Origin of the sequence: Bacillus sp. FDAARGOS_527, assembly GCF_003812125.1 — a bacterium.
GTDB classification, from domain to species: Bacteria; Bacillota; Bacilli; order Bacillales; family Bacillaceae_G; genus Bacillus_A; species Bacillus_A paranthracis.
This window is the reverse complement of the sequence record NZ_CP033795.1, coordinates 1-25,441: the sequence shown is the minus strand read 5'-3', so window position 1 is coordinate 25,441 and position 25,441 is coordinate 1. Positions and strand designations below refer to the sequence as shown.

General features: G+C 36.1%; 24 protein-coding genes. 11 read left to right on the top strand and 13 right to left on the bottom strand.

Annotated elements, in window-relative coordinates:
* Positions 1 to 5: 5 nt before the first annotated feature.
* From EGX95_RS02370 to EGX95_RS02355, 4 genes are all read right to left on the bottom strand, one after another.
* Positions 6 to 1,478 carry a sodium:solute symporter family protein gene (locus tag EGX95_RS02370; RefSeq protein WP_000125926.1) on the bottom strand — a complete coding sequence of 491 codons (1,473 nt, stop codon included), beginning with the start codon at positions 1,476 to 1,478 and terminating at the stop codon, positions 6 to 8.
* Positions 1,475 to 1,672, bottom strand: a complete 198-nt coding sequence (locus EGX95_RS02365) for a DUF3311 domain-containing protein (protein WP_000719853.1) — start codon at positions 1,670 to 1,672, stop codon at positions 1,475 to 1,477. Before EGX95_RS02365 ends, EGX95_RS02370 begins: the two co-directional genes overlap by 4 nt.
* 1 nt (position 1,673) lies before the next feature.
* Positions 1,674 to 2,849 (bottom strand): amidohydrolase, encoded by a 1,176-nt coding sequence (locus tag EGX95_RS02360; RefSeq protein WP_000382097.1) that lies wholly within the window; start codon positions 2,847 to 2,849, stop codon positions 1,674 to 1,676.
* Between the two features lie 133 nt (positions 2,850 to 2,982).
* Positions 2,983 to 3,693 carry a C39 family peptidase gene (locus tag EGX95_RS02355; RefSeq protein WP_000734472.1) on the bottom strand — a complete coding sequence of 237 codons (711 nt, stop codon included), beginning with the start codon at positions 3,691 to 3,693 and terminating at the stop codon, positions 2,983 to 2,985.
* A gap of 379 nt (positions 3,694 to 4,072) precedes the next feature.
* Between EGX95_RS02355 and EGX95_RS02350 the strand changes: the two genes are divergently transcribed.
* The 8 genes from EGX95_RS02350 (at position 4,073) to EGX95_RS02315 (ending at position 12,355) form a co-directional block, all read left to right on the top strand.
* Complete coding sequence (locus EGX95_RS02350; RefSeq protein ID WP_001076076.1) at positions 4,073 to 5,488, top strand: amino acid permease; 1,416 nt, start codon at positions 4,073 to 4,075, stop codon at positions 5,486 to 5,488.
* A gap of 282 nt (positions 5,489 to 5,770) precedes the next feature.
* Positions 5,771 to 6,646 (top strand): cytochrome aa3 quinol oxidase subunit II, encoded by an 876-nt coding sequence (locus EGX95_RS02345; protein WP_001176167.1) that lies wholly within the window; start codon positions 5,771 to 5,773, stop codon positions 6,644 to 6,646.
* Positions 6,647 to 6,679: 33 nt separating this feature from the next.
* Entirely contained in the window at positions 6,680 to 8,614 is a 1,935-nt protein-coding gene (qoxB, locus tag EGX95_RS02340; RefSeq protein WP_000762372.1) for a cytochrome aa3 quinol oxidase subunit I, read from the top strand.
* Positions 8,615 to 8,627: 13 nt separating this feature from the next.
* The gene (gene qoxC / locus EGX95_RS02335) at positions 8,628 to 9,230 is read left to right on the top strand and encodes a cytochrome aa3 quinol oxidase subunit III (RefSeq protein WP_000729317.1); all 603 of its coding nucleotides are present in this window, start codon (positions 8,628 to 8,630) and stop codon (positions 9,228 to 9,230) included.
* Positions 9,231 to 9,542, top strand: a complete 312-nt coding sequence (qoxD, locus tag EGX95_RS02330; RefSeq protein WP_000531380.1) for a cytochrome aa3 quinol oxidase subunit IV — start codon at positions 9,231 to 9,233, stop codon at positions 9,540 to 9,542.
* A gap of 220 nt (positions 9,543 to 9,762) precedes the next feature.
* Positions 9,763 to 11,592, top strand: coding sequence for a monovalent cation:proton antiporter family protein (locus EGX95_RS02325; RefSeq protein WP_000399981.1), 1,830 nt, complete (start codon positions 9,763 to 9,765; stop codon positions 11,590 to 11,592).
* Positions 11,593 to 11,645: 53 nt separating this feature from the next.
* Positions 11,646 to 11,903, top strand: coding sequence for a DUF4022 family protein (locus EGX95_RS02320; RefSeq protein ID WP_042469424.1), 258 nt, complete (start codon positions 11,646 to 11,648; stop codon positions 11,901 to 11,903).
* 14 nt (positions 11,904 to 11,917) lie between these two features.
* Entirely contained in the window at positions 11,918 to 12,355 is a 438-nt protein-coding gene (locus EGX95_RS02315) for a GNAT family N-acetyltransferase (protein WP_000633753.1), read from the top strand.
* A 35-nt stretch (positions 12,356 to 12,390) separates the two neighbouring features.
* On the opposite strand, the gene EGX95_RS02310 is transcribed toward EGX95_RS02315, so the two are convergent.
* The 3 genes from EGX95_RS02310 to EGX95_RS02300 all read right to left on the bottom strand — a co-directional run bounded on the left by EGX95_RS02310 (position 12,391) and on the right by EGX95_RS02300 (position 14,454).
* Positions 12,391 to 12,819, bottom strand: a complete 429-nt coding sequence (locus tag EGX95_RS02310) for a hypothetical protein (RefSeq protein ID WP_000706635.1) — start codon at positions 12,817 to 12,819, stop codon at positions 12,391 to 12,393.
* A gap of 4 nt (positions 12,820 to 12,823) precedes the next feature.
* Positions 12,824 to 13,024 (bottom strand): helix-turn-helix transcriptional regulator, encoded by a 201-nt coding sequence (locus EGX95_RS02305; RefSeq protein ID WP_000301182.1) that lies wholly within the window; start codon positions 13,022 to 13,024, stop codon positions 12,824 to 12,826.
* 137 nt (positions 13,025 to 13,161) lie between these two features.
* Complete coding sequence (locus EGX95_RS02300; protein ID WP_000487213.1) at positions 13,162 to 14,454, bottom strand: NCS2 family permease; 1,293 nt, start codon at positions 14,452 to 14,454, stop codon at positions 13,162 to 13,164.
* Positions 14,455 to 14,734: 280 nt separating this feature from the next.
* Between EGX95_RS02300 and EGX95_RS02295 the strand changes: the two genes are divergently transcribed.
* Both EGX95_RS02295 and EGX95_RS02290 read left to right on the top strand, forming a co-directional pair.
* Positions 14,735 to 16,126 (top strand): amino acid permease, encoded by a 1,392-nt coding sequence (locus EGX95_RS02295; RefSeq protein ID WP_123805439.1) that lies wholly within the window; start codon positions 14,735 to 14,737, stop codon positions 16,124 to 16,126.
* A gap of 181 nt (positions 16,127 to 16,307) precedes the next feature.
* Positions 16,308 to 17,855, top strand: a complete 1,548-nt coding sequence (locus EGX95_RS02290) for a hypothetical protein (protein ID WP_000791523.1) — start codon at positions 16,308 to 16,310, stop codon at positions 17,853 to 17,855.
* Between the two features lie 35 nt (positions 17,856 to 17,890).
* Here EGX95_RS02290 and EGX95_RS02285 read toward each other — a convergent pair whose 3' ends face one another.
* Positions 17,891 to 19,612: a DUF2339 domain-containing protein gene (locus EGX95_RS02285; RefSeq protein WP_000656716.1), complete on the bottom strand. Its 1,722-nt coding sequence runs from the start codon at positions 19,610 to 19,612 to the stop codon at positions 17,891 to 17,893.
* Between the two features lie 130 nt (positions 19,613 to 19,742).
* A complete protein-coding gene (gene brnQ1, locus EGX95_RS02280; RefSeq protein ID WP_000771682.1) occupies positions 19,743 to 21,044 on the bottom strand; it encodes a branched-chain amino acid transport system II carrier protein BrnQ1 in 1,302 nt (433 codons plus the stop codon).
* Positions 21,045 to 21,296: 252 nt separating this feature from the next.
* On the opposite strand from brnQ1, the gene EGX95_RS02275 reads away from it, so the two are divergent.
* The gene (locus EGX95_RS02275; RefSeq protein ID WP_000443153.1) at positions 21,297 to 22,682 is read left to right on the top strand and encodes a peptide MFS transporter; all 1,386 of its coding nucleotides are present in this window, start codon (positions 21,297 to 21,299) and stop codon (positions 22,680 to 22,682) included.
* Between the two features lie 29 nt (positions 22,683 to 22,711).
* Here EGX95_RS02275 and EGX95_RS02270 read toward each other — a convergent pair whose 3' ends face one another.
* The 4 genes from EGX95_RS02270 to EGX95_RS02255 form a co-directional block, all read right to left on the bottom strand.
* A complete protein-coding gene (locus EGX95_RS02270; RefSeq protein ID WP_000813416.1) occupies positions 22,712 to 23,833 on the bottom strand; it encodes a YHYH domain-containing protein in 1,122 nt (373 codons plus the stop codon).
* 139 nt (positions 23,834 to 23,972) lie between these two features.
* Complete coding sequence (locus tag EGX95_RS02265) at positions 23,973 to 24,605, bottom strand: class A sortase (RefSeq protein ID WP_001041721.1); 633 nt, start codon at positions 24,603 to 24,605, stop codon at positions 23,973 to 23,975.
* 116 nt (positions 24,606 to 24,721) lie between these two features.
* On the bottom strand, positions 24,722 to 25,195 hold the full coding sequence (locus EGX95_RS02260) for a hypothetical protein (protein ID WP_001081111.1): 474 nt from the start codon (positions 25,193 to 25,195) through the stop codon (positions 24,722 to 24,724).
* Entirely contained in the window at positions 25,188 to 25,406 is a 219-nt protein-coding gene (locus EGX95_RS02255) for a helix-turn-helix transcriptional regulator (protein WP_000154009.1), read from the bottom strand. The genes EGX95_RS02260 and EGX95_RS02255 overlap by 8 nt, the downstream gene beginning before the upstream one ends.
* Positions 25,407 to 25,441 lie beyond the last annotated feature (35 nt).

Genomic DNA, 25,441 nt, shown 5'->3' with positions numbered 1-25,441 from the left:
ATGAATTACTTTTCTACTATTATATTGTCCGCTTTTATAGACACATTTTTCGTGAACCCGCTAACGATAAACATCACAATCATATTCATTAACAATGCGACTATACCTACATTTAAATCTTTTATATATTGAGGGAAACCCGGAAACATCGTAGCTATAGTTGAACCAGATAAAGTAATATACGCAACCACTAACACTCCAATCCCCATCCCTGCAATTGCTCCTTGCTTCGTAATAACCTGACGTGGAAACAAACTACATACAAGTGCAGGGAAAAGTTGTGTCACTATACTATATCCCATTAAAAGAAGTGCTCCTATCGTTTCTCCACCTTTAAAAGTAAACAAAACAGTTACAAGCGTTACTACAGGAACAAATAATTTCGCTGCTTTTGCCACTTGTCGATCCGAAGCAGATGGGACCATTGTTCGGTAAATATTTTTCGCTAATAATGTAGAAGCGGCCATGACAAGCATAGAACCCGGAACTAATGCCGTTAAAACTCCAGCACTACCAATAACCCCAATAAACCAAGGATCAAAAGTTTGAAGAGCCAGACGGAATAACGAAAGGTCTACATCCCCTCCCTTTAATCCAGGAACTTGCAAGATAGCTGCGAACCCTGCAAAGAACACGAAAAGTAAAACTAAAGAGTACAGTGGCATAATGGCCGCATTTTTACGAAATACTTTTTCATTTTTTGCAGAGAAAGCAGAAGCGAATGTATGGGGCCACATATAGAAACCGAGAGCTGTTAATACAATAGTAGAAACAAACCAAGAAATGCTCATTCCTTCACCAGGTAAAGACAAAAATCCTGGCTTTGCTGCTTCTACAGCTTCAAACATCGGCTGAAATCCTCCGTAATAATGATACGGTAAATATATACCTAAAAACATAACGATAAATAGGATCATAATATCCTTCAAAGCGGCCGTCCAAGCAGAGCCGTGTATACCTGAAACCATTACATATATCGTTATAACAATTGCGCCCATCCACACTGCGATAACTGGTGATACCCTTCCGTAAGACGCTTCCGAAACGATAATTCCTAATCCTTTTAACTGTAAAACAAGGTATGGGATAATCGAAATAACTCCAATAATAGAAACGATAAGGCCAAGTGCCTGACTCTTATATTTCTTCACAAAAAAATCTGGCTGTGAAACTAGATTATGCTCTTTTGCATATTTCCAAACTGGTGGTAATAAAAAATAAGATAAAATATAAGCTAATGCACCATAACCTAAAATATAAAAAGTAGGCGCTCCTTTACTATACGCCCATCCACTTCCACCTAAAAATGTGAATGTCGTATAAATTTCACCTGCCATAAGAAGAAAAACAAAAATAGTACCAAAACCTCTTCCCCCAACTGACCATTGCTCTAAATTCATATCTTTTCCATGTTGTGCCCGAATTCCTAAAAATAATGCGAGAAACAAAAATAAAATAATGATAAGTAATGCGGTCATTTTATATCCCCCTTATTAGCAGGATCGAATACGTACACAATCCCCATACAAAGAGATGTAATAAGCACTGATAATAATATCCAAAATAATAAAAACGGCATCCCTAATATGTAAGGAGTAACTGAATTAGCAAATACAGGTCCAATAACTAAACAAAAAACTGGAATAAGCGCTAATACGTGTATTTTCTTCATCTCATTCTCCTTTACTTATGAAATTCATAATCGATGATACAAAGACTTGCACGCCAATTGGTAATGCATCTTCATCAATCGTAAAACGAGGGTGATGGTGAGGATATATAATTCCTTTCTCTTTGTTTCCTGCTCCGATAAAAAAGAATGTCCCTGGTGCTTTTTGTAAAAACGCTGAAAAATCTTCTCCAGCCATCGTCGGCTGTAAACGAGTAACTCGTTCCCTTCCATAAAGCTGTAATGCTGTTTGCTCAATAATCTCTGTCACTTCATAATCATTTACTACTGGACGATATCCATATTCATAAGAAAACGTATATTTCGCTCCATAAGCTTCCGTCACATGCTTTACAATCTGTTCAATCCTTTTCTCTGTTTCTTCTCGTAACTCATGTCTTAAACTCCGCACTGTCCCTTCGATCTCCGCTTGTTCTGGAATCACATTATGGGTTGTCCCAGCGTGAAATTGCGTAACAGATACTACAAGAGAATCTAACGGATTCGTGAGGCGAGATACAATTTGCTGAAGTTGGGAAATCACTTGTGTACCGATTGCAATACTATCAACAGTTTCATGAGGGATTCCAGCATGTCCACCTTTTCCTTCTATTATAATTTTAAAAACATCTGGAGCAGCCATTGCGGGACCATAAATTACACCTACTTTTCCAACCTCTAACGATGCCCAAAGGTGAGCACCAATAATATAATCGACCCCTTCCATTACACCCGCTGCAACCATTTCCTCTGCACCACCAGGAAAGTTTTCTTCAGCATGTTGGAATAGAAAACGAATCTCCCCTTTAATTTTCTCTCTTGCTTCTACTAACTTATGTACAACTCCAAGTAATATCGCTATATGTCCATCATGGCCACATGCATGCATTACACCCGGATATGTAGAAATAAAATCAAACTCATTTTCTTCATGAATAGGAAGAGCATCCATGTCAGCTCGAACCGCAACTATTTTACCAGGCTGCCTTCCAATCAACCTTGCCATTACACTATATTTCGTAGGTCTTGATACTTCTAAACATGGAATTTCCCGAAGTATATCGAACACAAACTGCGATGTTTTCTCTTCTTGAAAAGATAACTCTGGATACTTATGAAAATGTCTTCTCCACTCAACCAACTGATCCTTTGACAAAACAAGTTCTTTTGCAACATCCATTTCTCTTCTCCCCTTCTTCACCAAGTTAAATGTTATTATAACGTGAATCGTTAACTTTTAAAAGAATCTTCTGAATTTTCCGTTATAATTAATTAAAAATAAAAAGCCATCAAAAAAGATGGCTTTCTCATTATTATAAAATAGTAATTGCTTGTTTCCCCATTTGCTCCCACGCTTGCTCAAACTCTGCTCGCGGAACAGCGAAACGCGGATTATTTTTTAGAGGATCATTTACATATACAAAGTTTTGATCGTATCCAACTACTACTACACTATGCTCAAAATATGTAATTTTCACTTCACCAGAGCTTGTATTCCATGTTTCAAAACTACTTTCAGCTAGCGGCTTAAATGTTGTATTAATAATAACCCATACTGGAGAACCAGAACTAATTACCTTATATAGATCTTTCACGTCTCTATCTGTTAAATTAATTACTTTTTCAGAAACATATTTTTCTGCTAAATTAAAGATTGGTTTATTGTATACACCATATCCTGGTTCAGCTTTCGTATAAATATTACCAACAAATCCCTCATACGGATTTCCACGCAAACCATTTTGTTCAAATGGAACTCGTTGAATTTCACTAGCAAGCTGCATCTTATCTACTTGTACACCTTTATATTGTAGCAACATAGCTAAGCTTGTCACTTCACATCCACGAGGTAATTCTGGTAACTGCTTTATAAACGGAACATTTTCAATCATAGCCGCTTCTTTCATTTCAGATAGAAAATCTAAGCGTAGCACTTGTGCCTTTTGTATAATCTTATCTTTCCCTATAAAAAACGCTGCAGCAAATATAATTCCAAAAACAAAAAGATATTTTAACTTTTTCATTTTAAACAAAACTCCATTAATTATTATTTTACAGACATACCTCTTACCATTGTACCTTTCTTCTTGCTAGTTTGCTAGAAAGATTCTGTGGATTATTGTTCATAACTACATCGTTATAAAATTCTAATTATTTTTAATAAAAAGAAAAAACAATATACTTTTTAGCAACATTTTGCTAAAATCAAAATTATTAACATGGTGAAGATATCACCTTGTTAATAAAAACATTCTTAGAGTATTTAGTCATAGTTCGTTTTTTACATACTCCATTCATTTCATAGCAAATAAACTGAGTATGTGTCACATCCCCCACTAATGATTAAAAACTCAGAATGAAAACCAGTTAACACATATAAGAAAATAACGGGGTGAGGGGCATATGAATCAACAAGTAGAACAAACAGATTTAAAACGTACAATGAAAAGTAGACACCTATTTATGATCGCACTTGGTGGTGTTATCGGCACTGGCCTATTTATGGGATCTGGTCAAATCGTCCATAACGCCGGCCCTGGTGGTGCTATTCTTGCATTTTTAGTCGGTGGATTTGTTATGTATTTAACGATGTTATGTCTTGGTGAATTATCCGTAGCTATGCCAGAAGCAGGTTCATTCCAAAGCTATGCAAGCAAATTTATTTCACCTGGTTTTGGTTTTGTTGTCGGTTGGATGTATTGGTTAAATTGGGCTGTTACAGTTGGAGTAGAGTTAACAACTGTAAGTATTTTAATGAAACGATGGTTTCCAGACGTTTCTTCGTGGATTTGGTGTGTTACATTTGCGGCAGCACTCTTTCTTGTAAACGCTTTATCAGCAAAAGCATATGCAGAAGCAGAATTTTGGTTCGCAAGTGTAAAAGTCGCAACTATTGTTGTTTTCATCGTACTCGGTGGTGCAGTTATGTTCGGTCTACTAGACTTTAACGGAAAACCAGCTCCAATGCTTCACAATTTCACTGAAAATGGCGGCCTATTTCCAAATGGTGCATTAGCTGTTCTTCTTACGATGATTACAGTAAATTACTCCTTCCAAGGAACAGAATTAATCGGAATTGCTTCAGGAGAAAGTGAAAATCCTGAAAAAACAATTCCTAAAGCAATCAAAAATACCATTTGGCGCACACTATTCTTCTTCGTCCTAGCAATATCAGTTGTTGTAGGTTTACTCCCGTGGCAAGAGGCTAATCTAGTCGAAAGTCCATTTGTACTTGTATTTGATGTAGCTGGTGTTCCATATGCAGCAGACATTATGAACTTTGTTATTATTACAGCTGTATTATCCGTAGCCAATTCTGGTCTATACGCAAATTCGCGTATGCTTTGGGCGATGGCAAAACAAGGAATGGCAAGTCCAGCATTTACGAAATTAACTAAAAAAGGTGTACCACTAAACGCATTGATTTTCAGTCTAATCTTTGCAAGTCTATCCCTATTAACAAGTATATTTGCAGCAGATACTGTCTTTTTAGTTTTAACATCTATCGCAGCAATGGCTGCTGTTGTCGTTTGGATGTCAATTGCGGCTTCACAGTTTTTCTTCCGTAGAAACTTCGTGAAAAACGGTGGTGACATAAATGATTTAAAATATCGCACACCACTTTATCCGCTCGTTCCAATCGTAGCGTTCTCACTCAATTTCATTACATTTGTTAGTTTAGCTTTCATTCCAGATCAGAGAATTGCTCTTTATTGCGGCATTCCATTTATGGTCATTTGTTACATTTTATATCAAGTGAAATATAAAAAAATTGTCACATTTGAACAACAACAGACTATTTCACAAGAAATAAACTAAATATACGAAATATTCAGCTATCTTTCTTATGATAAGATAGCTTTTTTCTATTTCTTGGGTATCCTGGTATAACTTTATTTATCTTAAAATTTTCACAATCGCATTTTTCTCTGGAAAATAGTTTACAATGTAATCAAGTTACAAATGATATTCACCTTAAAAAGTGTGCATTTGTGTCTATTTTTTAACAATATCTCAAAAACTATTGCCTTCTATAAATTAATAGGTTTATATTGTTTTATTGGCATAGTTTCAATCCAAGGAGAAAGGAGATTTTCAATCGTGCAACTAAAGAAAGCGTTTTGGAAGTTGGCTTCGCTTCTTCCGTTATCATTACTTCTGTTCCTCGGTGGCTGTGATAAAAAACTCGCAGTATTAAATCCGCAAGGACCTGTTGCAAAAGCACAGTATGATTTAATTGTTTGGTCATTCTTGCTTATGTCATTAATTATCGCAATTGTATTCATCTTGTTTACAGTCATCTTGATTCGTTATCGTGAAAAACCAGAGAATATGGACTATGAGCCACCTGAACAACACGGTAACACATTATTAGAAATCATTTGGACGCTTGTTCCTGTTATTATCGTTATCGCATTATCGATTCCAACAGTAAAAGCAACTTATGCTTCGGAAGAGGTTCCGAAAGAGTCCAAACATATTAAACCAGTGGAGATTTATGTTACATCTGCAAACTGGAAATGGTTATTCAGTTACCCAGAGGAAAAAATTGAAACCGTTAACTATTTAAACATCCCAGCTGGTGTACCAATTCAATTCAAACTGACTTCTGTCGGCCCAATGAATGCTTTCTGGGTACCAGAACTTGGTGGTATGAAGTACACAATGGATGGCATGATTATGGACCTTTATTTACAAGCTGATAAGCCAGGTTCTTACCTAGGTCGTAGCGCGAACTTCTCTGGTGAAGGATTTACTCACATGGAGTTCGAAGTTGAAGCAAAAACTAAAGAGAAATATGACAAGTGGGTTAAAGAAGTACAACAAACTGCTCCTAAACTAACAGAAGATAAGTACAACGAAATTGTTAAACCTGGTGTAGTTGGTCGTATGACATTCTCTAGCCATCACTTAAGTTATGTAGATCCAAAATCACTTGAATATTGTGATTACAACTACTACAAAAACAAAAAATAATAGCTATAATTCCAACAGATTGGAGTGAACACAGTGAAGCTTGATGAATTCTTTGTCACAGGTGACCCGATTATTTACGGTGCAGACGCTTCTATCGTTCTTGTGACATTAGCAATCATTTTCGTACTAACTAAGTATAAAAAATGGAAATGGCTTTGGGACGAATGGTTAACAACTGTTGACCATAAAAAGATTGGGGCCATGTATATTATCTCTGCGGTTATTATGTTATTCCGTGGTGGTATGGACGGTTTAATGATCCGTGCACAGTTAACATTCCCTGAAACAACTTATTTAAACGCTGAACACTATAACGGAATCTTCACAACACATGGTACAGTTATGATTCTTTTCATGGCGATGCCATTCGTTATGGGATTAATGAACCTTGTAGTACCATTACAAATTGGTGCTCGTGACGTTGCATATCCGTTCTTAAATGCTTTAAGTTTCTGGTTATTCTTTGTCGGAGCAATGTTATTCAACATCGCTTTCGTAATCGGTGGTTCTCCAGACGCTGGGTGGACTTCTTACTTCCCAATGGCAGGTACAGAGTTTACTTCTGGTGTAGGAAATAACTACTACGCAATTGCATTACAGATTTCAGGTCTCGGTACGTTAATGACAGGTATTAACTTCCTTGTTACTATCTTAAAAATGCGTACACCTGGTATGACTTTAATGAGAATGCCAATGTTTACTTGGTCAATCTTAATTACAACGATTATCATTATTTTCGCTTTCCCAGTATTAACAGTTGCTCTAGCATTAATGACATTTGACCGTCTATTCGATGCTCACTTCTTTACGATGGCGAGCGGCGGTATGCCAATGTTATGGGCCAACCTATTCTGGGTATGGGGTCACCCTGAAGTATATATCGTTATTTTACCGGCATTCGGTATTTTCTCTGAAATCATTAGTACATTCTCACGTAAACGTCTATTCGGTTACAGTGCGATGGTATACTCAATGGTTGCAATTTCTTTACTAAGTTTCGTCGTATGGCTTCACCACTTCTTCACGATGGGTGCAGGTCCAGCGGTTAACTCATTCTTCTCGATTTCGACAATGGCGATTTCGATTCCAACCGGGGTTAAGATCTTTAACTGGTTGTTTACACTGTATAAAGGACGTATTCGTTTTACAGTTCCAATGCTTTGGTCATTGGCATTTATTCCAAACTTCGTAGTCGGTGGGGTTACAGGGGTTATGCTTGGTATGGCAGCAGCTGATTATCAGTACCATAACAGCTACTTCCTAATCGCTCACTTCCACTACGTATTAATCGCAGGTACAGTATTCGCTATGCTTGCTGGATTCACATTCTGGTATCCAAAAATGACTGGTCATATGTTAAATGAACGCCTAGGTAAATGGACATTCTGGATCTTTATGAGCGGATTCAACATCTGTTTCTTCCCAATGTACTTCTTAGGTTTAGACGGTATGACTCGTCGTATGTACACTTACTCTGAAAGTCTTGGATGGGGATGGCTAAACCAAATCGCATCTGTTGGTGCGGTAATGATGGGTATCGGCTTCCTACTTCTTTGCTACAACGTAATTTGGAGTGCTCGTCACGGTGAACGTGACACAACTGGAGATCCATGGGACGGCCGTACACTTGAATGGGCAACTCAATCTCCTGTACAACATTACAACTTCGCGAAACTTCCTGAAATCAAAGAAGCTGATGCTTTCTGGTACATGAAAAAACGCGGAGAAACAGTTACACCAGCAGCAGAAGACATCAAACCAATTCACATGCCAAGTAACTCTGGTGTGCCTATTATTGCGTCTGGATTCTTCGGTCTTGCAGGTTTCGCATTAGTATTTAGCTGGTTCTGGCTTGCAGCAATCGGCGGCATTGGTATTTTAGCTTGCTTAATCTATCGTTCATTCGATTACGATGAAGGTTACTATATTAGTGTAGATGAAATTAAAAAATCAGAACATGTAGCATGAGAGGTGAAATGATATGGCGGCTTTAGATAAAAGCTTACCTTTGGAATATCAATCCGAACAAAGCAGATTGAATATCCTAGGATTCTGGATTTTTCTTGGGGCTGAAATTATGCTGTTCGCAACACTTTTCGCCTCTTATCTAGTACTTGCTGGTCGTACGGCAGATGGCCCAACACCAGCACAACTGTTTGAACTTAAAACGCTTTTAATTCAAACATTACTACTTTTAACAAGTAGTTTCACATGTGGTATCGTGATCCACGAAATGCGTAAGCACAACCAAAAAGCAATGCTTGGATGGTTCGTCCTTACATTACTTTTAGGTGCAGGCTTCCTATTCTTCGAGATCGAAGAGTTCATTATGTATATTGGTGAAGGCGCAACAATTCAAACAAGTGCTTTCCTATCTGGATTCTTCGTTCTTCTTGGAACGCACGGAGCCCACGTAACAGGCGGTATCATTTGGGCAATTTGTGTTATTATCCAAATTTTAAAACGAGGTTTAACACCAGTTACAGCTCGTAAAGTATTCATTATCAGCTTATACTGGCATTTCCTTGATTTAGTTTGGGTCTTTATTTACACACTAGTTTACTTGAACGGGATGGTGGCGTAAATGGGTCAAAATAACAATCAAGCAAATGGGCATGCGCATAGCGGATTCCCTTGGTCACACGTTTTCGGATTTATTTTATCGCTTGCACTAACGTTTCTAGCGTTATACGTGGCACTTTATACAAACCTGCCACTATCAACGATCTTAACTACCATTATCATAATGGCTGTTGCGCAAGCGTTGTTACAATTAATTATGTTCATGCATTTAAAAGAAGGAGAAGGAAGAGTTCAAGTTCTTACTATGATTTACAGTTTCTTCGTTGCAACTGCAACAGTTGGTTTAACTGTATGGATCTTCTTCTCAATGTAATGTACATGAAAAAGACTGCTGAGATTCCTCAGCAGTCTTTTTTTATTCCCTCCCCTATTACATCCACATTACGGAATTAACAACAGAATCATGAAAAATATACTTATTATGACAAATGTTAAGAAAACTCTTTCTTTATGAAATCGAATCCATATGCGTTGCTTTTCTACCTATTATATGGCTAAATAGGTACTATATTTATTTGAAGGGAGAGAACGCAATGGAACATCACACTTCTGTTCTATCACTTATGGTTGTCGTTGCAATCGCGTTTTTCGTTCCCCTTTTGTTACAACGCTTTAAATTAAAAGCACTTCCTGTCGTTGTTGCAGAAATCATCGCAGGAATCTTTGTAGGTAAAAGTGGATTTAATATTATTGAGCCAGATATGTGGCTTCAAGTCTTATCGACACTAGGATTTATCTTTCTTATGTTTTTAAGCGGTTTAGAAATTGATTTTTCTATCTTTAAACAAAAAGGGAAAAAGAACACGACAAACGAACCAAACACATTCCAAGCAGCAAGTATTATCTTCTTATTTATTTTCATCTTATCTTATGCCCTATCACTACTATTCGTATGGCTAGGATTTGTAGATAATGCAATGTTTATGACTTTAATCATTTCAACAATCTCTTTAGGTGTTGTCGTACCAACACTAAAAGAGAATAACTTAGGAAAAACAGCAATTGGGCAAATCATTTTATTAGTCGCTGTTATTGCGGATTTAGTTACAATGATTTTACTCGCTGTATTCGTCGGATTAAATTCCGAAAGCGGCCAAAGCATGTGGCTTCTTCTTCTTCTATTCGGCGCTGGTATTGTTATTTACTTCGTTGCAAAACGTTTTAAAAACATTCCATACTTGGATAACTTAAAAGCTGGGAGTGTACAAATTGATACACGAGCTGTTTTTGCACTCATCTTAATATTAGTTGGGTTATCTGAATCCGTTGGAGCTGAAAATATTTTAGGCGCCTTCTTAGCGGGTGTACTCGTATCATTATTATCACCAAATGAAGATATGGTTGAAAAACTGGATTCTATCGGATACGGTTTCTTCATTCCTATTTTCTTCGTAATGGTTGGTGTAAATTTAGAGGTTTGGTCTATTTTTAAAGAGCCTTCTAGTATGCTAATGATTCCAATTCTAATTGTAGGACTCTTTATCTCAAAACTGTTACCATCACTCGTTTTACGAAAATGGTATCCACGTAATATCGTACTGGGGAGTGCCATCTTATTAACATCGACACTTTCTTTAGTTATTGCAGCTGCACAAATTGGTGAAAAGCTAGGGATCATCAGTCCAAGTTTATCTGCTTCCCTTATTTTAAGCGCAGTTATTACTTGTATTTTTGCGCCTATATTATTTAAAAAGATGTTCCCAAAAGTAGAAACGCCAAAACCAAAAGTTTCTATTATTGGTGCGAGCAGAATTACCCTTCCGTTATCACTTGATTTAAAACGAGAAGATTATGACGTAACACTATATATGATGCGTCAAAACAAAATAAACGATGAGGAAGCAAAATCACATGACTTCCCTATCGTGAAATTAGATGACATCACAATCGCATCGTTAACTGAACAAACAGCCTTTCATGCAGACCGAGTTGTTGTTGCAACAAGTGATGATGAGCAAAACTTACTATTAGCAGAACACGCAAAAGAACTAGGTGTTGAACATGTTATTGCAAGTGTAGAAGATCCACTTCTACAAGAAAAAGCAACACAAGAACATATCGCCGTATTCTCAACAATTAACTCTACACGTATTCTATTACGTGCGCTAATTGATAAACCGAGTCTCGTTCGCTTAATTACAACAGCAAACGAAACAGTCCGTGAAGTTGAACTACGGAGCAATAAATATAACGGCGTTGCACTTCGTCGCCTTCCGTTTTTAGGTGATGTACTAGTCATTCAAATTTATCGTGGAAATAAAGCATTAATCCCACATGGTGATACAAGACTACAACACGGTGATACATTACTTGTAACAGGCTCAAAAGAACATATCGATACACTAAAAAACATATTAGAATAAAAAAATGCCCCTCACATAATTGAGGGGCATTTTTTTCCATTTCATATGGTAAAATGTTACTATCACATATTATGAGGATGGATTACATTATGTCTATTATAACTTTAGCTCTCTTATTATTAGCCGAAATACTCGTGGCCATTATTCTCATCGGTGTTAGTATTGAAATTTGTAGTTACGGATGGAAAAAGTCAAATAGAATAAAATACTCTTGCCTCTTACTTTCACTCCTTCTCGGAACCACTAGCATACTCGGACTTTTCGCTGCACCTGCCTATTTCTTTATACAATTAACAGAAAAAGCGTTATAAGAAAGGATGTTAATATGATTACCGTGAAAAATATTGATGGATCTGAAACTTACGTATTACGTCAAAAAATTTTGCGCCCGAGTCAAACATTAGCAGATTGTAAATACCCTTCCGACTATGAAACAGACAGCTTTCACTTAGGAGCATTTATAAATGATAAACTGATTAGTATCGCTTCCTTCTCAAAAGAAATATATCCTGACCTACCTACAGGTATTCATTACCGTCTACGAGGAATGGCCACATTACCTGAATTTCGAAACAACCACGCTGGAAGCTCCTTAATTCAGAAAGCAGAACAAATCTTACAAGAGCGTCAAGCAAATATATTATGGTGTAATGGCCGAATTACTGTAGCTGACTATTACAAGCGCTTAGGCTTCCAAGAACATGGTGAAATCTTTGAAATTGAACCAATTGGCCTTCATAAAGTACTGTATAAAAGAATATAAGAAAAGCTTTCCTATGGGAAAGCTTTTCTTATATTTCAATCTTCACTTTTTATTTTTTTCATATATATGTATATAAACAGACTAGGAACTAAAAAACAGGCTAACATAATAAGTCCTGTCATACTAATTTCTTTTATTGAAATATCTGGTGTTACAACGATACAAATAGCTAAAATCCCAATAATAATACCTACCGGAATGAATAATAGTTTCATAAAATAGCTGCGTGATACTCCGCCCGTATGCTCATACACTTGCACCGAGTTTTTTAAGTTTAAAAAGTTAATCCCTATTATCCCGCACATAAATATCATTAATAAATCCGAAACACTTTCATATCCTGCATCTTGCAAAACGTAGCGATAAAAAACAATACCTAGTATGAAAATATTTTGTAAGATGAAAACTAATCTAATATGTTTTAACCCCTCAATCATTAAACGTTCATCTTTCACAATTTTCATCCGATCACTCCTTTTCCTCCCAAAACAAATCATTCAAAGTTTTATCTACTGCATAACAAATTTTCAAACATAAATCTAAAGACGGATTGTATTTGCCCTTCTCAATTAAACTAATCGTTTGCCTTGTAACGCCTACTTTTTCTGCTAATTGTTGCTGTGTTAAATCTAACTGAACACGCGCGACTTTTATTTTACTTACAGCCATTCATGTTCCCCCTCCATCCATATTGTAACATATATATTCCATTAAGTAATTTATATTTTGCGTGACTGATTATAGTTTCACTTTATTATACACAAAAAAGGGGCCTCTCATAAGAAGCCCCCTCTCCTATTTCTATATTATAAGAATAAATGACATCCAAATAAAATTGTAAATAAGTATAGTAATGGATGTACTTCCATCCCTTTCCCTTTCACAATTTTTAAGACTGGATACACTAAAAACCCAATTGCAATTCCATTCGCAATACTAGACGTTAACGGAATACCAACGAAAATTAAAAATGCTGGTAATGCATCTTCAAATTCATTCCAATTAATATCACGAATACTTTGTGCCATTAAACTACCTACAATAATTAATGAAGGAGCTGTAATAGCGGCTACACTTGATAAAGAAGCAATAACAGGGCTAAAGAATGCTGTTATAATCGTTAGGCCGACTACTACAATACCTGTTAATCCTGTTTTACCACCTGCAGCAATACCAGCTGACGATTCAATCGTCGCTGCTGTTGGGCTTGTCCCAAAGATAGAGCCTGTAGTACCGCCAATTGCATCCGCAATAAATGCTTTACCAAAACGTTTCTCTGTATTATCTGTAATTAAACCTGCTTGTTTAATTAAACCGAGTAATGCTCCTGTTGTATCAAATAACAGTACAAGTAAAAATGAAAATACAACGCCATATAATCCGTATTCAATTACATCTGAAAAGGCGTTGATTGGATTTGAAACGATAATCCCCTCTGGTAAATGAGGCATCGCAACAATTTTATCCGTAAACTTCAGCTGCCCTGTAAAGAAGACGATAATTCCTGTCACAATCATACTAATAAATAATGCACCGCTCACACGCAATGTCATTAATACCGCCGCTAAAATCAAACCAATTAAAGTTAAAATAACGGCTGGAGAATGGAAATCACCAATCGTAACTAAATTAGATGGATGATCAACGATAATTCCAGATAGACGTAATCCAATAAAAGCAATAAATAACCCAATTCCACCTGCAATTGCATGTTTTAAACTGTCAGGAATTGCGACAATTAGCTTTTGCCTAAATGAAGTGAAAGATAATAAAAGAAAAATGATACCTGTTACAAATACTGCTGAAAACGCAATGACATATGTAATCCCCTCTGCCTGTTGAACAACAGAATAAGCAAAATACGCATTCATTCCCATAGCTGGAGCAATAACAATTGGATAGTTAGCTAAAAACGACATACATAACGTCCCTACAACAGTCGCAATAATAGTTGCCGTAAAAGCTTGATCAAATGGTACACCTGCATCAGATAATATTTTCGGATTGATGACAAGAATATACGCAAATGTAAAAAAAGTTGTGATGCCAGCTAAAAGCTCTTGCTTCACAGAAGTGTTATATTTTTGTAATTGAAACATGGTTATGTACCCTTCCTACATCTGAATTATTATCACATATTCTTTTCTTACTAGTATGTGAGAAAATATAATACTTAATCTTAACAATCAATAAAAAGAAGAGTCAATATATTCAATAATAGTTCGAATTTTAAGTTTAAGTCTGACAAGCACAGATGTAGTACAGTTAATAATGATTATTTTTGTAGCATAACAGATAGAAATGTTTTATAATTTGAAATAGTTAAATATTTAGTAAACGCATTCAAATATCGTTCACTCTACAAGGGGGATTCTTCTTATGCAGCACACAAACAAATCTGGAACTTTAAACCGAGGTTTAAAAGAAAGACATATTACTTTAATGTCACTCGGTTCAGCTATTGGCGTTGGACTATTTTTAGGATCTGCTTCTGCTATTAAACTAGCTGGTCCTTCTATTTTACTAGGCTATATGATTGCTGGACTCGTTATTTTTTTCATTATGCGAGCACTCGGAGAAATGGCAATTGAACAACCTGTTGCTGGCTCTTTTAGTAAATATGCATATGATTATCTTGGACCACTAGCTGGCTATATTACCGGTTGGAACTACTGGTTCTTATGGGTTGTTACTTGCATGGCTGAAATTACGGCTGCTGGCATTTACATGCAATACTGGTTCCCAGATATTCCGCGCTGGACTTGGGCTTTACTCGCTCTATTATTAATGAGTGCTTTCAACTTTTTATCTGTAAAAGTATTTGGAGAACTTGAATTTTGGTTTGCTCTCATTAAAATTGTCACAATTATCTGTATGATAGTAGTTGGGGCTGGTATTATTTTATTCGGATTCGGAAACGGTGGTATCGCTACTGGCATTTCAAACCTTTGGTCACATGGTGGCTGGTTTCCAAATGGATTTTCTGGGTTACTACTCTCCATGCAAATGGTATTATTCGCTTATTTAGGCGTTGAATTAATCGGTGTTACAGCTGGTGAAGCGCAAAACCCGAAAAAAACACTCGCAAAAGCAATCGATAACGTATTTTGGAGAATCTTACTGTTCTACGTTGGGGCTCTATTCGTTATGATGGCAATTTATCCATGGAACGAACTTGGTGAGAAAGGAAGTCCATTTGTATTAACATTCCAGCAAATCGGTATCGCAAAAGCAGCAGGAATTATTAACTTTGTCGTATTAACAGCAGCTCTTTCTTCTTGTAATGGTGGTTTATTTAGTACAGGCCGTATGCTGTATACATTAACTCAACAGAAAAAAGCTCCGGAAAGATTCGGTCGTTTAAATAAAAATGGCATTCCAAGTCAAGGAATTGTAGCAACAGCAATCGTTTTACTCGTTGGTGTTATATTAAACTATCTTGTGCCCGCAAAAGTATTTACATGGCTCACTAGTATTTCAACTTTCGGGGCAATTTGGACTTGGGGTATTATATTAGTCGCTCAAATTAAGTTCCGTAAAAGTTTGCCGACGCAAAACAAACAAAAGTTATCGTATAAAATGCCTTTATACCCATTAAGTTCATATTTCTCACTTGCTTTCCTTGCACTCGTATTATGTATAATGGCGTATTCAGAAGATACACGGATTGCATTAATTGTTGGACCAATTTGGCTTATCGGTTTAGCTGTCGTGTATTACATGAAAGGTTTTCATAAAATTGATGAAACACCTAATTCAAAAATTAGTTAAGCAAAACATCCCTTCCTTATTACTTGGAAGGGATATTTTTATGCCTATATAAATATTTCTCAACAAATTTCACGGTATTTTTACAAATTTTTAATATTTTTTATGTTTTCCGTCTTTATTTTTACAGAAAAATAAATTACATTATTAAAGCACATATATTTATTATTAGGGGGATTCTTCTATGAAGAATAAAAAGTGGATTACATTTTCTTTAGCAACAGCAATTACACTAAGTATGGGAGCTTCGTTCATACCGTCTACTTATGCCGAAAGCTCTGTAGACCCAGCTCCTGAAATTGCTGCAAAAGTTGTAAATCAAAACAATGGGAAAAAAGTATTATTCGATAATACACACGGTCAAACTGCCGGGACTGCTGACTGGGTTATCGATGGTGGCTTTTCTGATTTCGGAAACGGCATTGCCCAAAACGGCTATCATGTAAAAGAACTACGTAAATCAACACCGCTTACATACGAAGATTTAAAAGACTACAATGTATTTATCGTTCCAGAAGCAAATATTCCTTACAAAAAATCTGAACAAGATGCTATGTTACAATACGTGAAAAATGGCGGTAGTATCTTCTTCATTGCCGATCATTATAATGCAGATCGTAATAAAAATCGTTGGGACTCTTCTGAAGTATTTAACGGATATAGACGCGGTGCTTGGGATAATCCAGCAAAAGGAATGTCTAACGAAGAAGCCAATTCACAAGCTATGCAAGGAGTAGAAAGCTCTGATTGGCTATCTGACAACTTCGGTATTCGCTTCCGCTATAATGCAATCGGTGATGTTTCCGCTAAAAATATTGTATCACCTGAACAATCATTCGGAATTACAGAAGGGGTTTCATCTGTAGCAATGCATGCTGGTTCTACTTTAGCAATTACAAATCCAAAACTAGCAAAAGGACTTGTTTATCTTCCAGAAAACCCAGCAAAATGGAATAACGCTGTTGATAGCGGTGTGTATAACGGCGGTGGTGTTGCAGAAGGTCCTTATGCTGCTATCGCAAAAGTAGGACTTGGAAAAGCTGCCTTTATTGGAGACTCTTCTCCTGTTGAAGATGCTACGCCAAAATACGTTCGTGAAGACTCTGGCCAAACAAAGAAAACTTACGATGGATATAAAGAAGAAAACGATGCGATTTTACTAGAAAATATCGTAAATTGGCTATCGAATAAAGAAACATTTACAAGTTTAGACCAAGTAAATGGTTTACAACTTGATTTACCTACCACTTTACAAACATTTGAACAACCAAGCTTATCAACTGAGCCACAACCTGAACCTTGGAGTGCGCCAAATGCAGGTTATCAATGGTTTAATACAAATACTTTTAAACCTGGTTCATATGGCTATAACGGTGCAGTAACAGCAAATGACTACGTAGTTACACACCCTAGCACTCTACCAAACAATGAAGTGTTCCAAATCAAAATTCAAGTAAATAACTTATTACCAAACACAACATACAATAATTATTCTTTAGGTATCTTCACTACTGGCGGTACACAAGTAGCAAAAGTTCAAAATACAAACGGCACTTGGCCATCTACTTTCGGATATAGCAGTGCTTTTTCTTTCACAACAAACAGCTTAGGTTCTGCTGAAAAAATTGTGAACGTACAAATCGATCCAAATACGACTGGACAAGCAACACTTCGTCTACGTCAAAATACAACAGCGAAATATAGTGAGACTGTAATGATTAATAAGAAATAATGAAAAAGGCAATCCGGATATGGATTGCCTTCTTCTCATTTCTCTTCTTTTGAGAAAAACATTCTTGAAATAACGATGCCTATACTTCCTACGATTAAGAATAAAACCGCCCTAATCATCATTGAAACTTCTGGTAAGTCTAGAAGGAATAGCTTTCCTATCGTTACGACTAACACGACTAAGCCGGCATATAATATTTCATTCATATTTTTATTCCGGCCAAGCCAAACTGCAAATAATGCATACACCATCCATAATAACGATACAGATATGCTTATTATGCTTCCATCTGTGGACAAAACTTCACCGATTCTAGTAATTGTAATAAATACAATCACCATAAACCAATAGAGTGCTATAGAATACACATACTTGCCAAAGCTCGCTAATACATCTTTCGCTTGTCTCATGCAATAATAGAGCGTGCCAATTAAAATAAGATGAGCAACAAAGCCTGCCGAAATAAATTGATCAAACGGGCTAAAAATAGTCTGTATCATTCCAATTGCGTAAACCGTCGCACTAACATACAATTTTATCTGTTGTTTTACTTTAATAGAAGTCACCATACCGAGGAAGCCTTGTAATAATAGTACAATCGCTGCATTCACTAAACTATACTCATATAAAATCGCTAAACTAAAGGCCCCCATTGCGAAACCAAATAAAAGGTTTGTAAATGTAGAATGTCTATTCTTCCTATATTCAAACACGAACATAATAGCGTGCACGAGTGCACTTATCATTAATCCCCATGTTGTAAATTCATGTATTTTTGAAATGGCTAATATAAAGAAGACTGCATTCGCACTAAATATCGCCAAGCGTGGCTCTACTATAAAACTTCTCTCCGTAAACATATGCCAAAATAATAGTAAGTGAATTAAACCATAAACTACTGTTAACTGGACTTGCAAATCCTCTACTAACATTGACATAACAGCAAAGAAGACAAAAAGAACAATAGCTGCAACAACATAAGAAATCATATATAAATACTGATAATGATTTTTCAACGCATACCATAATAAGCTGAGCGTTAGTATCGTCTCATATCCAAAGAAAATATACGGATTAGGAGTCGTACTATTTAATAAGAACGGCACGAAGAAAGCTCCTACCGCTACAAAGATAGTAAGATATTCCGATTGATACCTCTTCGCTATATAAATACCTAAAATGACCCATGCGATATTACATAGAAACGCGACACTCGCTGGAATAAATCCATATAAATAATGTGCCGCAAATGTCGTTAAAACTATACCCGTAATACTTCCTCCTGCTAATACTAACCCTAACGCTTGCCGCTCGCGTTTAATTTGAATATCCCCTATATAATAAAAACCGATTGATAGGACAATACCAAACACAATTCGTATTGCTGGTGTTAATAATCCCGCATCTACCCCTGCTTTAAATAACCAAATTACTCCAAGCAACATAATACCGACAAATATGCGCGGTAACCACGTTTGGCAAAACTTAATAATATTAAATGGTTCTCGTTTAAACGCAGCTATATCTACTTGTTTTACCCCACGTTCTTGCACAGGCTCTTTTATTGTAACTACTTCTTCTTTTTGTTTTTCCTCCATCACCGTTTCAATATATTCTTTCTTTTCCGTCCTAACATGTTGCTTAGCATTTTCTGCTTCTATTTCTCTTTGTTTGGCTTTCAATTCAAAAAGTGCTTCTTGAATCGTTTCAATTGCCGTTTCGAGTGCTTCTATTTTCTTATTCAAATCCTCCTTCATACGCTCCCCCCTTATCCGTTCAAAACCTATATATTACCAATTACCTTTATCATACTCTTAGTCTATTCATTTTCAATACTATTTTTCCAAAAAAGAAAGGTGTTTTCCGAAATCGGAAAACACCTTTTACTTATTTATTCTTATTTATAACAATACTCACGATAACACCAATACAAGCACCTATAATAGCTGGAACAATCCACCCAACACCTTCCATATAAAACGGAATGTATTTCAATACTGATGTCCACTGATTCATCATCACATTTTTATTGAAAATATCAACTGCACTAAACACCGCTACAATTCCAACAGTTACTGTATATACGTATGCATACTTCTCAATATACTTATGGAATAGCCCTAAAATAATAAGCGTTAATGCAACTGGATAAATAAATCCAAGAATCGGTACTGATACTTTTAAAATTTGTGTTAATCCTAAATTAGCTAAAATCATACTAACCAAACTTAACATAAATGCCCAAACTTTATAAGCTACTTTCGGAAATGCACTTGCGAAAAATTGACTACAAGATGTAACAAGTCCGATTGACACACATAAACACGCGATCGTAAAAATAAGACCTAATAAAACGACCCCGCCTTGCCCAAATAATGTAGTCATCACTTGCGCTAACACTTGCGCGCCATTATCAAATGTCCCCAATGAACCACTCATTGAACCGACATATCCAAGTATGACATAAATAATAGATAATAATAGTCCTGCACCAATTCCAGCAATACTCATATATTTCGCTAAACCTTTATCATCTTCAATACCTTTTGCACGAAGAGCATTTGCAATCACAATCCCAAAAATTAAAGCTGCTAATGCATCCATCGTTAAATATCCATCTAAAAACCCTTGGAACATAGGCGCTTGTCCATAATTTCCAGCAGCCTCTTTCACACTACCTACTGATGTAAACATGCTTTTTATAAAGATAAGAGCAATCATACCTAATAATAACGGTGTTAAAACTTTTCCGAACAACCCCATTAATTTAGACGGTGATAAACTTAACCAGTACACAATACTAAAGAAAATAACTGTGTAACATAATAAGACTACGCTACCCGCTTCCGGAAATAGCTGACCCGGTCCCATTTCAAAAGCTAGACTTCCTGCACGAGGAATACCAAGGCCTGGTCCAATAAATACATACACGATACACGGAAAAATAATGGCGAATGAAGAATGAACTCTACCCGCTAGCGTTTGAAAACTTCCTGCTTTTGCAATCGCAATAACTCCCAATATCGGAAGACCTGTTGCTGATATAATAAACCCTACTAATGAAATCCACACATGTTCTCCTGCTTCATACCCAAGAAAAGGTGGAAATATAAGATTCCCCGCTCCAAAGAACATCGAGAATAACATAAGACTAATAAGTAAAATTTCTTTTTTCTGTAACAATTTCATTTCTTTCTCCTTCTTTAATTTCATCTTTTATGAAATCAATTTCACATATAAAAAAGTGCAATAAACCGCTTCTTTACAAAGAAAACATAGTCCATAGTCTAACATAAAAGAAACACTCATTCTATAGCTATATCCCTTTTCCAATTTCTTCTGAAAAATCAACCTTTATTGACTTATAATAGTTAATAAAGTAAAATATTAAATGTACAAAATTATTAACTTTGTTTTTGTTTGTGTCAGGAGGAAAATAACATGGAATCAGCGATACAACTAGAAAGAGAACAACAAAGAAAAAAGAAACATCCTCCAGGTTTATACTTACTCTTCTTTACAGAAATGTGGGAAAGATTTAGTTACTATGGATTACGAGGATTATTAACATTATATTTAACGACAGCTTTAGTAAGCGGTGGTCTTGGGTTTAGTCCTGGATGGGCACTCTCTATTTACGGATTTTACACTGGAGCCTGTTATTTCACACCGATGATTGGTGGATACTTAACAGACCGTTTTCTAGGTAGACGAAAAGCGATCACAATTGGTGGTATAACAATGGCAATCGGTAACCTTACACTATTTGCCTTACAAAACCAAGTCGGCCTATACCTCGGATTAGCGCTTATTATTATCGGTAATGGATTCTTCAAACCGAACATCTCTACACTGGTTGGGGAATTATACGAAGAGAACGATCCAAAACGTGATAGTGCATTTACCATTTTCTATATGGGTATTAATGTCGGATCATTTTTAGCTCCACTCGTTTGCGGATTTTTATCAGAAAATTTATTCAAAACAACGGTTGATGGCGTTGTACATTACGGATTCCGTTACGGATTCTTAGCCGCTTCAATCGGAATGATCATTGGACAAATTTTATTTACAACACTATCCAATCGCTTCCTTGGTGATATCGGTAAAAAACCAACTCGCGATTTACAAACAACAGATGGACAACCATCAGTAGGAGATACACCTTTAACAAAAAAAGAAAAACAACGTACTGCAGTTATCGTCATTTTAACATGCTTCGTTGTCTTCTTCTGGGCTGGCTTTGAACAAGCTGGTAGTTCATTAACATTATATACAAACAAATTTGTAGACCGCTCTGTGTTCGGATGGGAAGTTCCAACATCTTGGTTCCAATCGGTCAATCCATTATTTATTATTTTACTTGCTCCAGTTATTTCGGCATTATGGGCAAAACTTGCAACTCGCAAGCGTGGAGATTTAAAAATCCCAACTAAAATGGGACTTGGTATGATCTTGCTCGGTATCGGTTATATCATTCTCGTTATTGCTACATTAAAAACAGGTAGTGATGAACATAACATTACAGAAAAAGCAAACTTACTATTTATCGTCTTTACGTATCTTTTCCATACGTTAGGTGAGCTATTCTTATCACCTGTTGGACTATCAATGGTTAGTGCGCTTGCCCCAGTAAAACTTGCTTCTTTATTAATGGGAGTATGGTTAGCAAGCTCAGGAATCGCTAACATTTTAGGTGGACAACTCGCAAGCTTCACAACTTCACTTGGATATGCTGAAGTATTTACAGTAATTGGTGCTGTAGCAATTGTATTAGGCTGCGTTTTATTACTAATTTCTAAGAAGTTAGTGAAATGGATGGATTAAAAAAGATGAGGGGAAATCCCTCATCTTTTTTATGCATTCTTACCTTTTTCTATCGCTTGTTCGTACAGATTTTTATGTTCTTTATATTCACTTGGCACAAAATTCTTATAGAAGAATGCAAGCCAACTGTCTCCTTTTTTATATCCTTCTTCTCTAATTTCTGCTGCTTTTTTATTTGATTTAAATCCTTCAATAAACCATTTCTTTAACGATTCATTTTTTTCATATTTAGCAGGAACTTTCAAATCATAGTTTTCAAATGCATACTTATAGCCAGCCTTTTCTACTGCTTTTTTTGTAGATTTATAACCCTTTTCATAAGCTGTTTCATACGCCTTCACGTACACATCTTTCTCTCTATTTCCGGGGTTCTTTCCGGCTAATTCCTTACCTGCCTTTTCCCCTAGTTCAGCTTGCTCTTTTTCAATTTTTTCTGTTCTTTCTTTATTCCCTACTTGGAAACCTTCTGCAAAATTCGGCTTAAACTCTGGAGCAATTTGACTATCTTCCATCGTCTCTTGTGCTAAACCTTGCTCTTTTCCTTTTTCAAAATGCGTTTTCTTCTGCTCTTCTAAAGACCAAGATGCAGCATAAGCAGTTTTGAATGCTTCTTTATATGTATCTGATTTTCCAGCTAAATGTGATTCTGCATCATTTTTCCCTGCTTTAAAATCAATCTCTCCATTTTTTTGTCCCTCAAGCTGTCCTTTTTCCATATCAGCTTGACGTTGTGCTTCCTCTCGCTTACGTGCTTCTTCCGCTTTTCTTTGTTCTTCAGCTACACGTTGTCTCTCTGCCTCTGCTTTTCTTTGTTCCTCCGCTACACGTTGTCTCTCTTCTTCAGCTTTACGCTGCGCCTCTGCGGCACGTTGTTTTTCAGCCTCAGCATTGCGCTGTGCTTCTGCTTGTCTTTCAGCTTCTACAGCACCATTATTATTTTGACTAGGAGCTGGACTTGTTGCACCACTACTAGAAGCTGGCTTATTGTGATAATGATATTCCCCGTACTGCAATCCCCATTTTTCACAATTTGTACGACACGTATGTCCCCCATTAGCATCTGTACGTCCTGGATGCGCATAGGCTGAAATTGGAGCTACCAATAACGCTACACTTGTTGTTAAAAGAAGTTTCTTCACCTGTTGTTTCACTCTTGTTCCTCCCAAAATCTTGAATTCTAACTTTATTATACATAAATAGAAAAATACTTAAATACCAACTAAAATATTCTATTATTTCTCAACATTAGTAAAAAAGAAGGTCAACTCTTTAGAGAGTTGACCTTCTTTTTTATTTCTTCGCCTTCGTTCCTACTAAATCACCAGCAACAACATAACGTTTAGAATTATCTTTTACAGATACACATGTAATAAGTGTTATCTCATCTTTCCCATGATCTTCAACAACCTCCCATTTATCAGGAGTTACTTCAGATACACCAGTAACCGCATATTCATATTCGTTTTCATTATCATACAAATAAATTTTATCGCCTTTTTTTAGAGACGCTATATCACTAAATAAAACACCTTTTTTAGACATGTTATGTCCTGCTAATGCATAATTCCCTTTTCCCATTACTTGATTTTCTTTTACTGTTGCTGCACCTGATAATAGGTTTTTCTCAGTAGAAGACTTTAAAACAGGAAGTTCTAATGAAACACTCGGAATCGAAATACGACCAATTACTTGTTTCTTATCTAAAGATGCGTTCGCTACTTCTGCCAAGTCTGGTTGATTAATTTTCGAAGCATCTACAAATTCTGTCTCATGTTTTTCATAATCCATTTTTTGAACAGCCTGTACATTTTCAGTCTGTTTCTTTTCAGCTTGATATCCATCATAAAATGGTTTGCCGATTAATACACCACCTACAACAAATAGGAGGATTGCTACTATACTATAAATTCTTTGCTTATTCATATACAATTCCTTTCCGTTACAAAATCTTACTCTATTTAAAATGATAAGATAATATTGCTATATGTACAAGTGTAAGCTGAAAAGAAACCTTCTTGCTGATGCAAGAAGGTTTCTTTTTAAGCGATTTTATTTCGATATAAAGATACGTGGAAAATTGTCATTTGAATAAAGAAAATACTAAATGCAATATATATTGGATATGCAGGAACATATAGATTAGCAATTGGAGAAAGCGTTAAAAAACCAACCGCACAAGGCAACACGTACCATAGTGACATAAATGTAGTACGACAAGCCTTTTCTGTAATCGCCTTTTCCCGCTCGTCTTCTTGAGGAAATAACAGTGGAAACATCCAATATGATAGCTCTTTATATTTTTTCTTTTGAATTTTATAAAGAACAGTCGATACAATACCAAATATTAAAAGCAATCCTATTGGCATTAAACTCACCGAAACTTCAAATGGTACCCTCTTCGTTTGAATAAAATTAGCAACTTCGATAGTAAAATAATACAACTCAATAAATGCCCAACCTGCTAATACCATTAAAAGTACATTCAACATATAGGAAAATACAAGTCTATTCATCCTCTTCCCCCTCCTTATTTAAAACAAACACATCTTCCATCTTGAGCTCGAACACATCGCAAATCGTAAGCGCTAATAACAATGACGGAACATAATCCCCTTTTTCAATTGCCGCGATTGTTTGTCTCGTCACTCCAACCTTTTCTGCTAATACACTTTGCGAAAAATTAAACCGAGCTCTTAATTCCTTCACTCTATTTAAAATGGTCAAATTTACCACCTCTCACCACCATTGTATGCTATCCT

Excerpts from the sequence above, each read along its gene's own strand:
- qoxD (WP_000531380.1), top strand. The coding sequence starts at position 9,231 with ATGGGTCAAAATAACAATCAAGCAAATGGGCATGCGCATAGCGGATTC.
- EGX95_RS02275 (WP_000443153.1), top strand. The coding sequence starts at position 21,297 with ATGGAATCAGCGATACAACTAGAAAGAGAACAACAAAGAAAAAAGAAA.
- qoxC (WP_000729317.1), top strand. The coding sequence starts at position 8,628 with ATGGCGGCTTTAGATAAAAGCTTACCTTTGGAATATCAATCCGAACAA.
- EGX95_RS02355 (WP_000734472.1), bottom strand. The coding sequence starts at position 3,693 with ATGAAAAAGTTAAAATATCTTTTTGTTTTTGGAATTATATTTGCTGCA.
- EGX95_RS02290 (WP_000791523.1), top strand. The coding sequence starts at position 16,308 with ATGAAGAATAAAAAGTGGATTACATTTTCTTTAGCAACAGCAATTACA.
- EGX95_RS02365 (WP_000719853.1), bottom strand. The coding sequence starts at position 1,672 with ATGAAGAAAATACACGTATTAGCGCTTATTCCAGTTTTTTGTTTAGTT.
- EGX95_RS02265 (WP_001041721.1), bottom strand. The coding sequence starts at position 24,605 with ATGAATAAGCAAAGAATTTATAGTATAGTAGCAATCCTCCTATTTGTT.
- EGX95_RS02370 (WP_000125926.1), bottom strand. The coding sequence starts at position 1,478 with ATGACCGCATTACTTATCATTATTTTATTTTTGTTTCTCGCATTATTT.
- EGX95_RS02260 (WP_001081111.1), bottom strand. The coding sequence starts at position 25,195 with ATGAATAGACTTGTATTTTCCTATATGTTGAATGTACTTTTAATGGTA.
- EGX95_RS02315 (WP_000633753.1), top strand. The coding sequence starts at position 11,918 with ATGATTACCGTGAAAAATATTGATGGATCTGAAACTTACGTATTACGT.
- EGX95_RS02310 (WP_000706635.1), bottom strand. The coding sequence starts at position 12,819 with ATGAAAATTGTGAAAGATGAACGTTTAATGATTGAGGGGTTAAAACAT.
- brnQ1 (WP_000771682.1), bottom strand. The coding sequence starts at position 21,044 with ATGAAATTGTTACAGAAAAAAGAAATTTTACTTATTAGTCTTATGTTA.
- EGX95_RS02350 (WP_001076076.1), top strand. The coding sequence starts at position 4,073 with ATGAATCAACAAGTAGAACAAACAGATTTAAAACGTACAATGAAAAGT.
- EGX95_RS02360 (WP_000382097.1), bottom strand. The coding sequence starts at position 2,849 with ATGGATGTTGCAAAAGAACTTGTTTTGTCAAAGGATCAGTTGGTTGAG.
- EGX95_RS02305 (WP_000301182.1), bottom strand. The coding sequence starts at position 13,024 with ATGGCTGTAAGTAAAATAAAAGTCGCGCGTGTTCAGTTAGATTTAACA.
- EGX95_RS02285 (WP_000656716.1), bottom strand. The coding sequence starts at position 19,612 with ATGAAGGAGGATTTGAATAAGAAAATAGAAGCACTCGAAACGGCAATT.
- EGX95_RS02320 (WP_042469424.1), top strand. The coding sequence starts at position 11,646 with ATGTTACTATCACATATTATGAGGATGGATTACATTATGTCTATTATA.
- EGX95_RS02300 (WP_000487213.1), bottom strand. The coding sequence starts at position 14,454 with ATGTTTCAATTACAAAAATATAACACTTCTGTGAAGCAAGAGCTTTTA.
- EGX95_RS02295 (WP_123805439.1), top strand. The coding sequence starts at position 14,735 with ATGCAGCACACAAACAAATCTGGAACTTTAAACCGAGGTTTAAAAGAA.
- EGX95_RS02325 (WP_000399981.1), top strand. The coding sequence starts at position 9,763 with ATGGAACATCACACTTCTGTTCTATCACTTATGGTTGTCGTTGCAATC.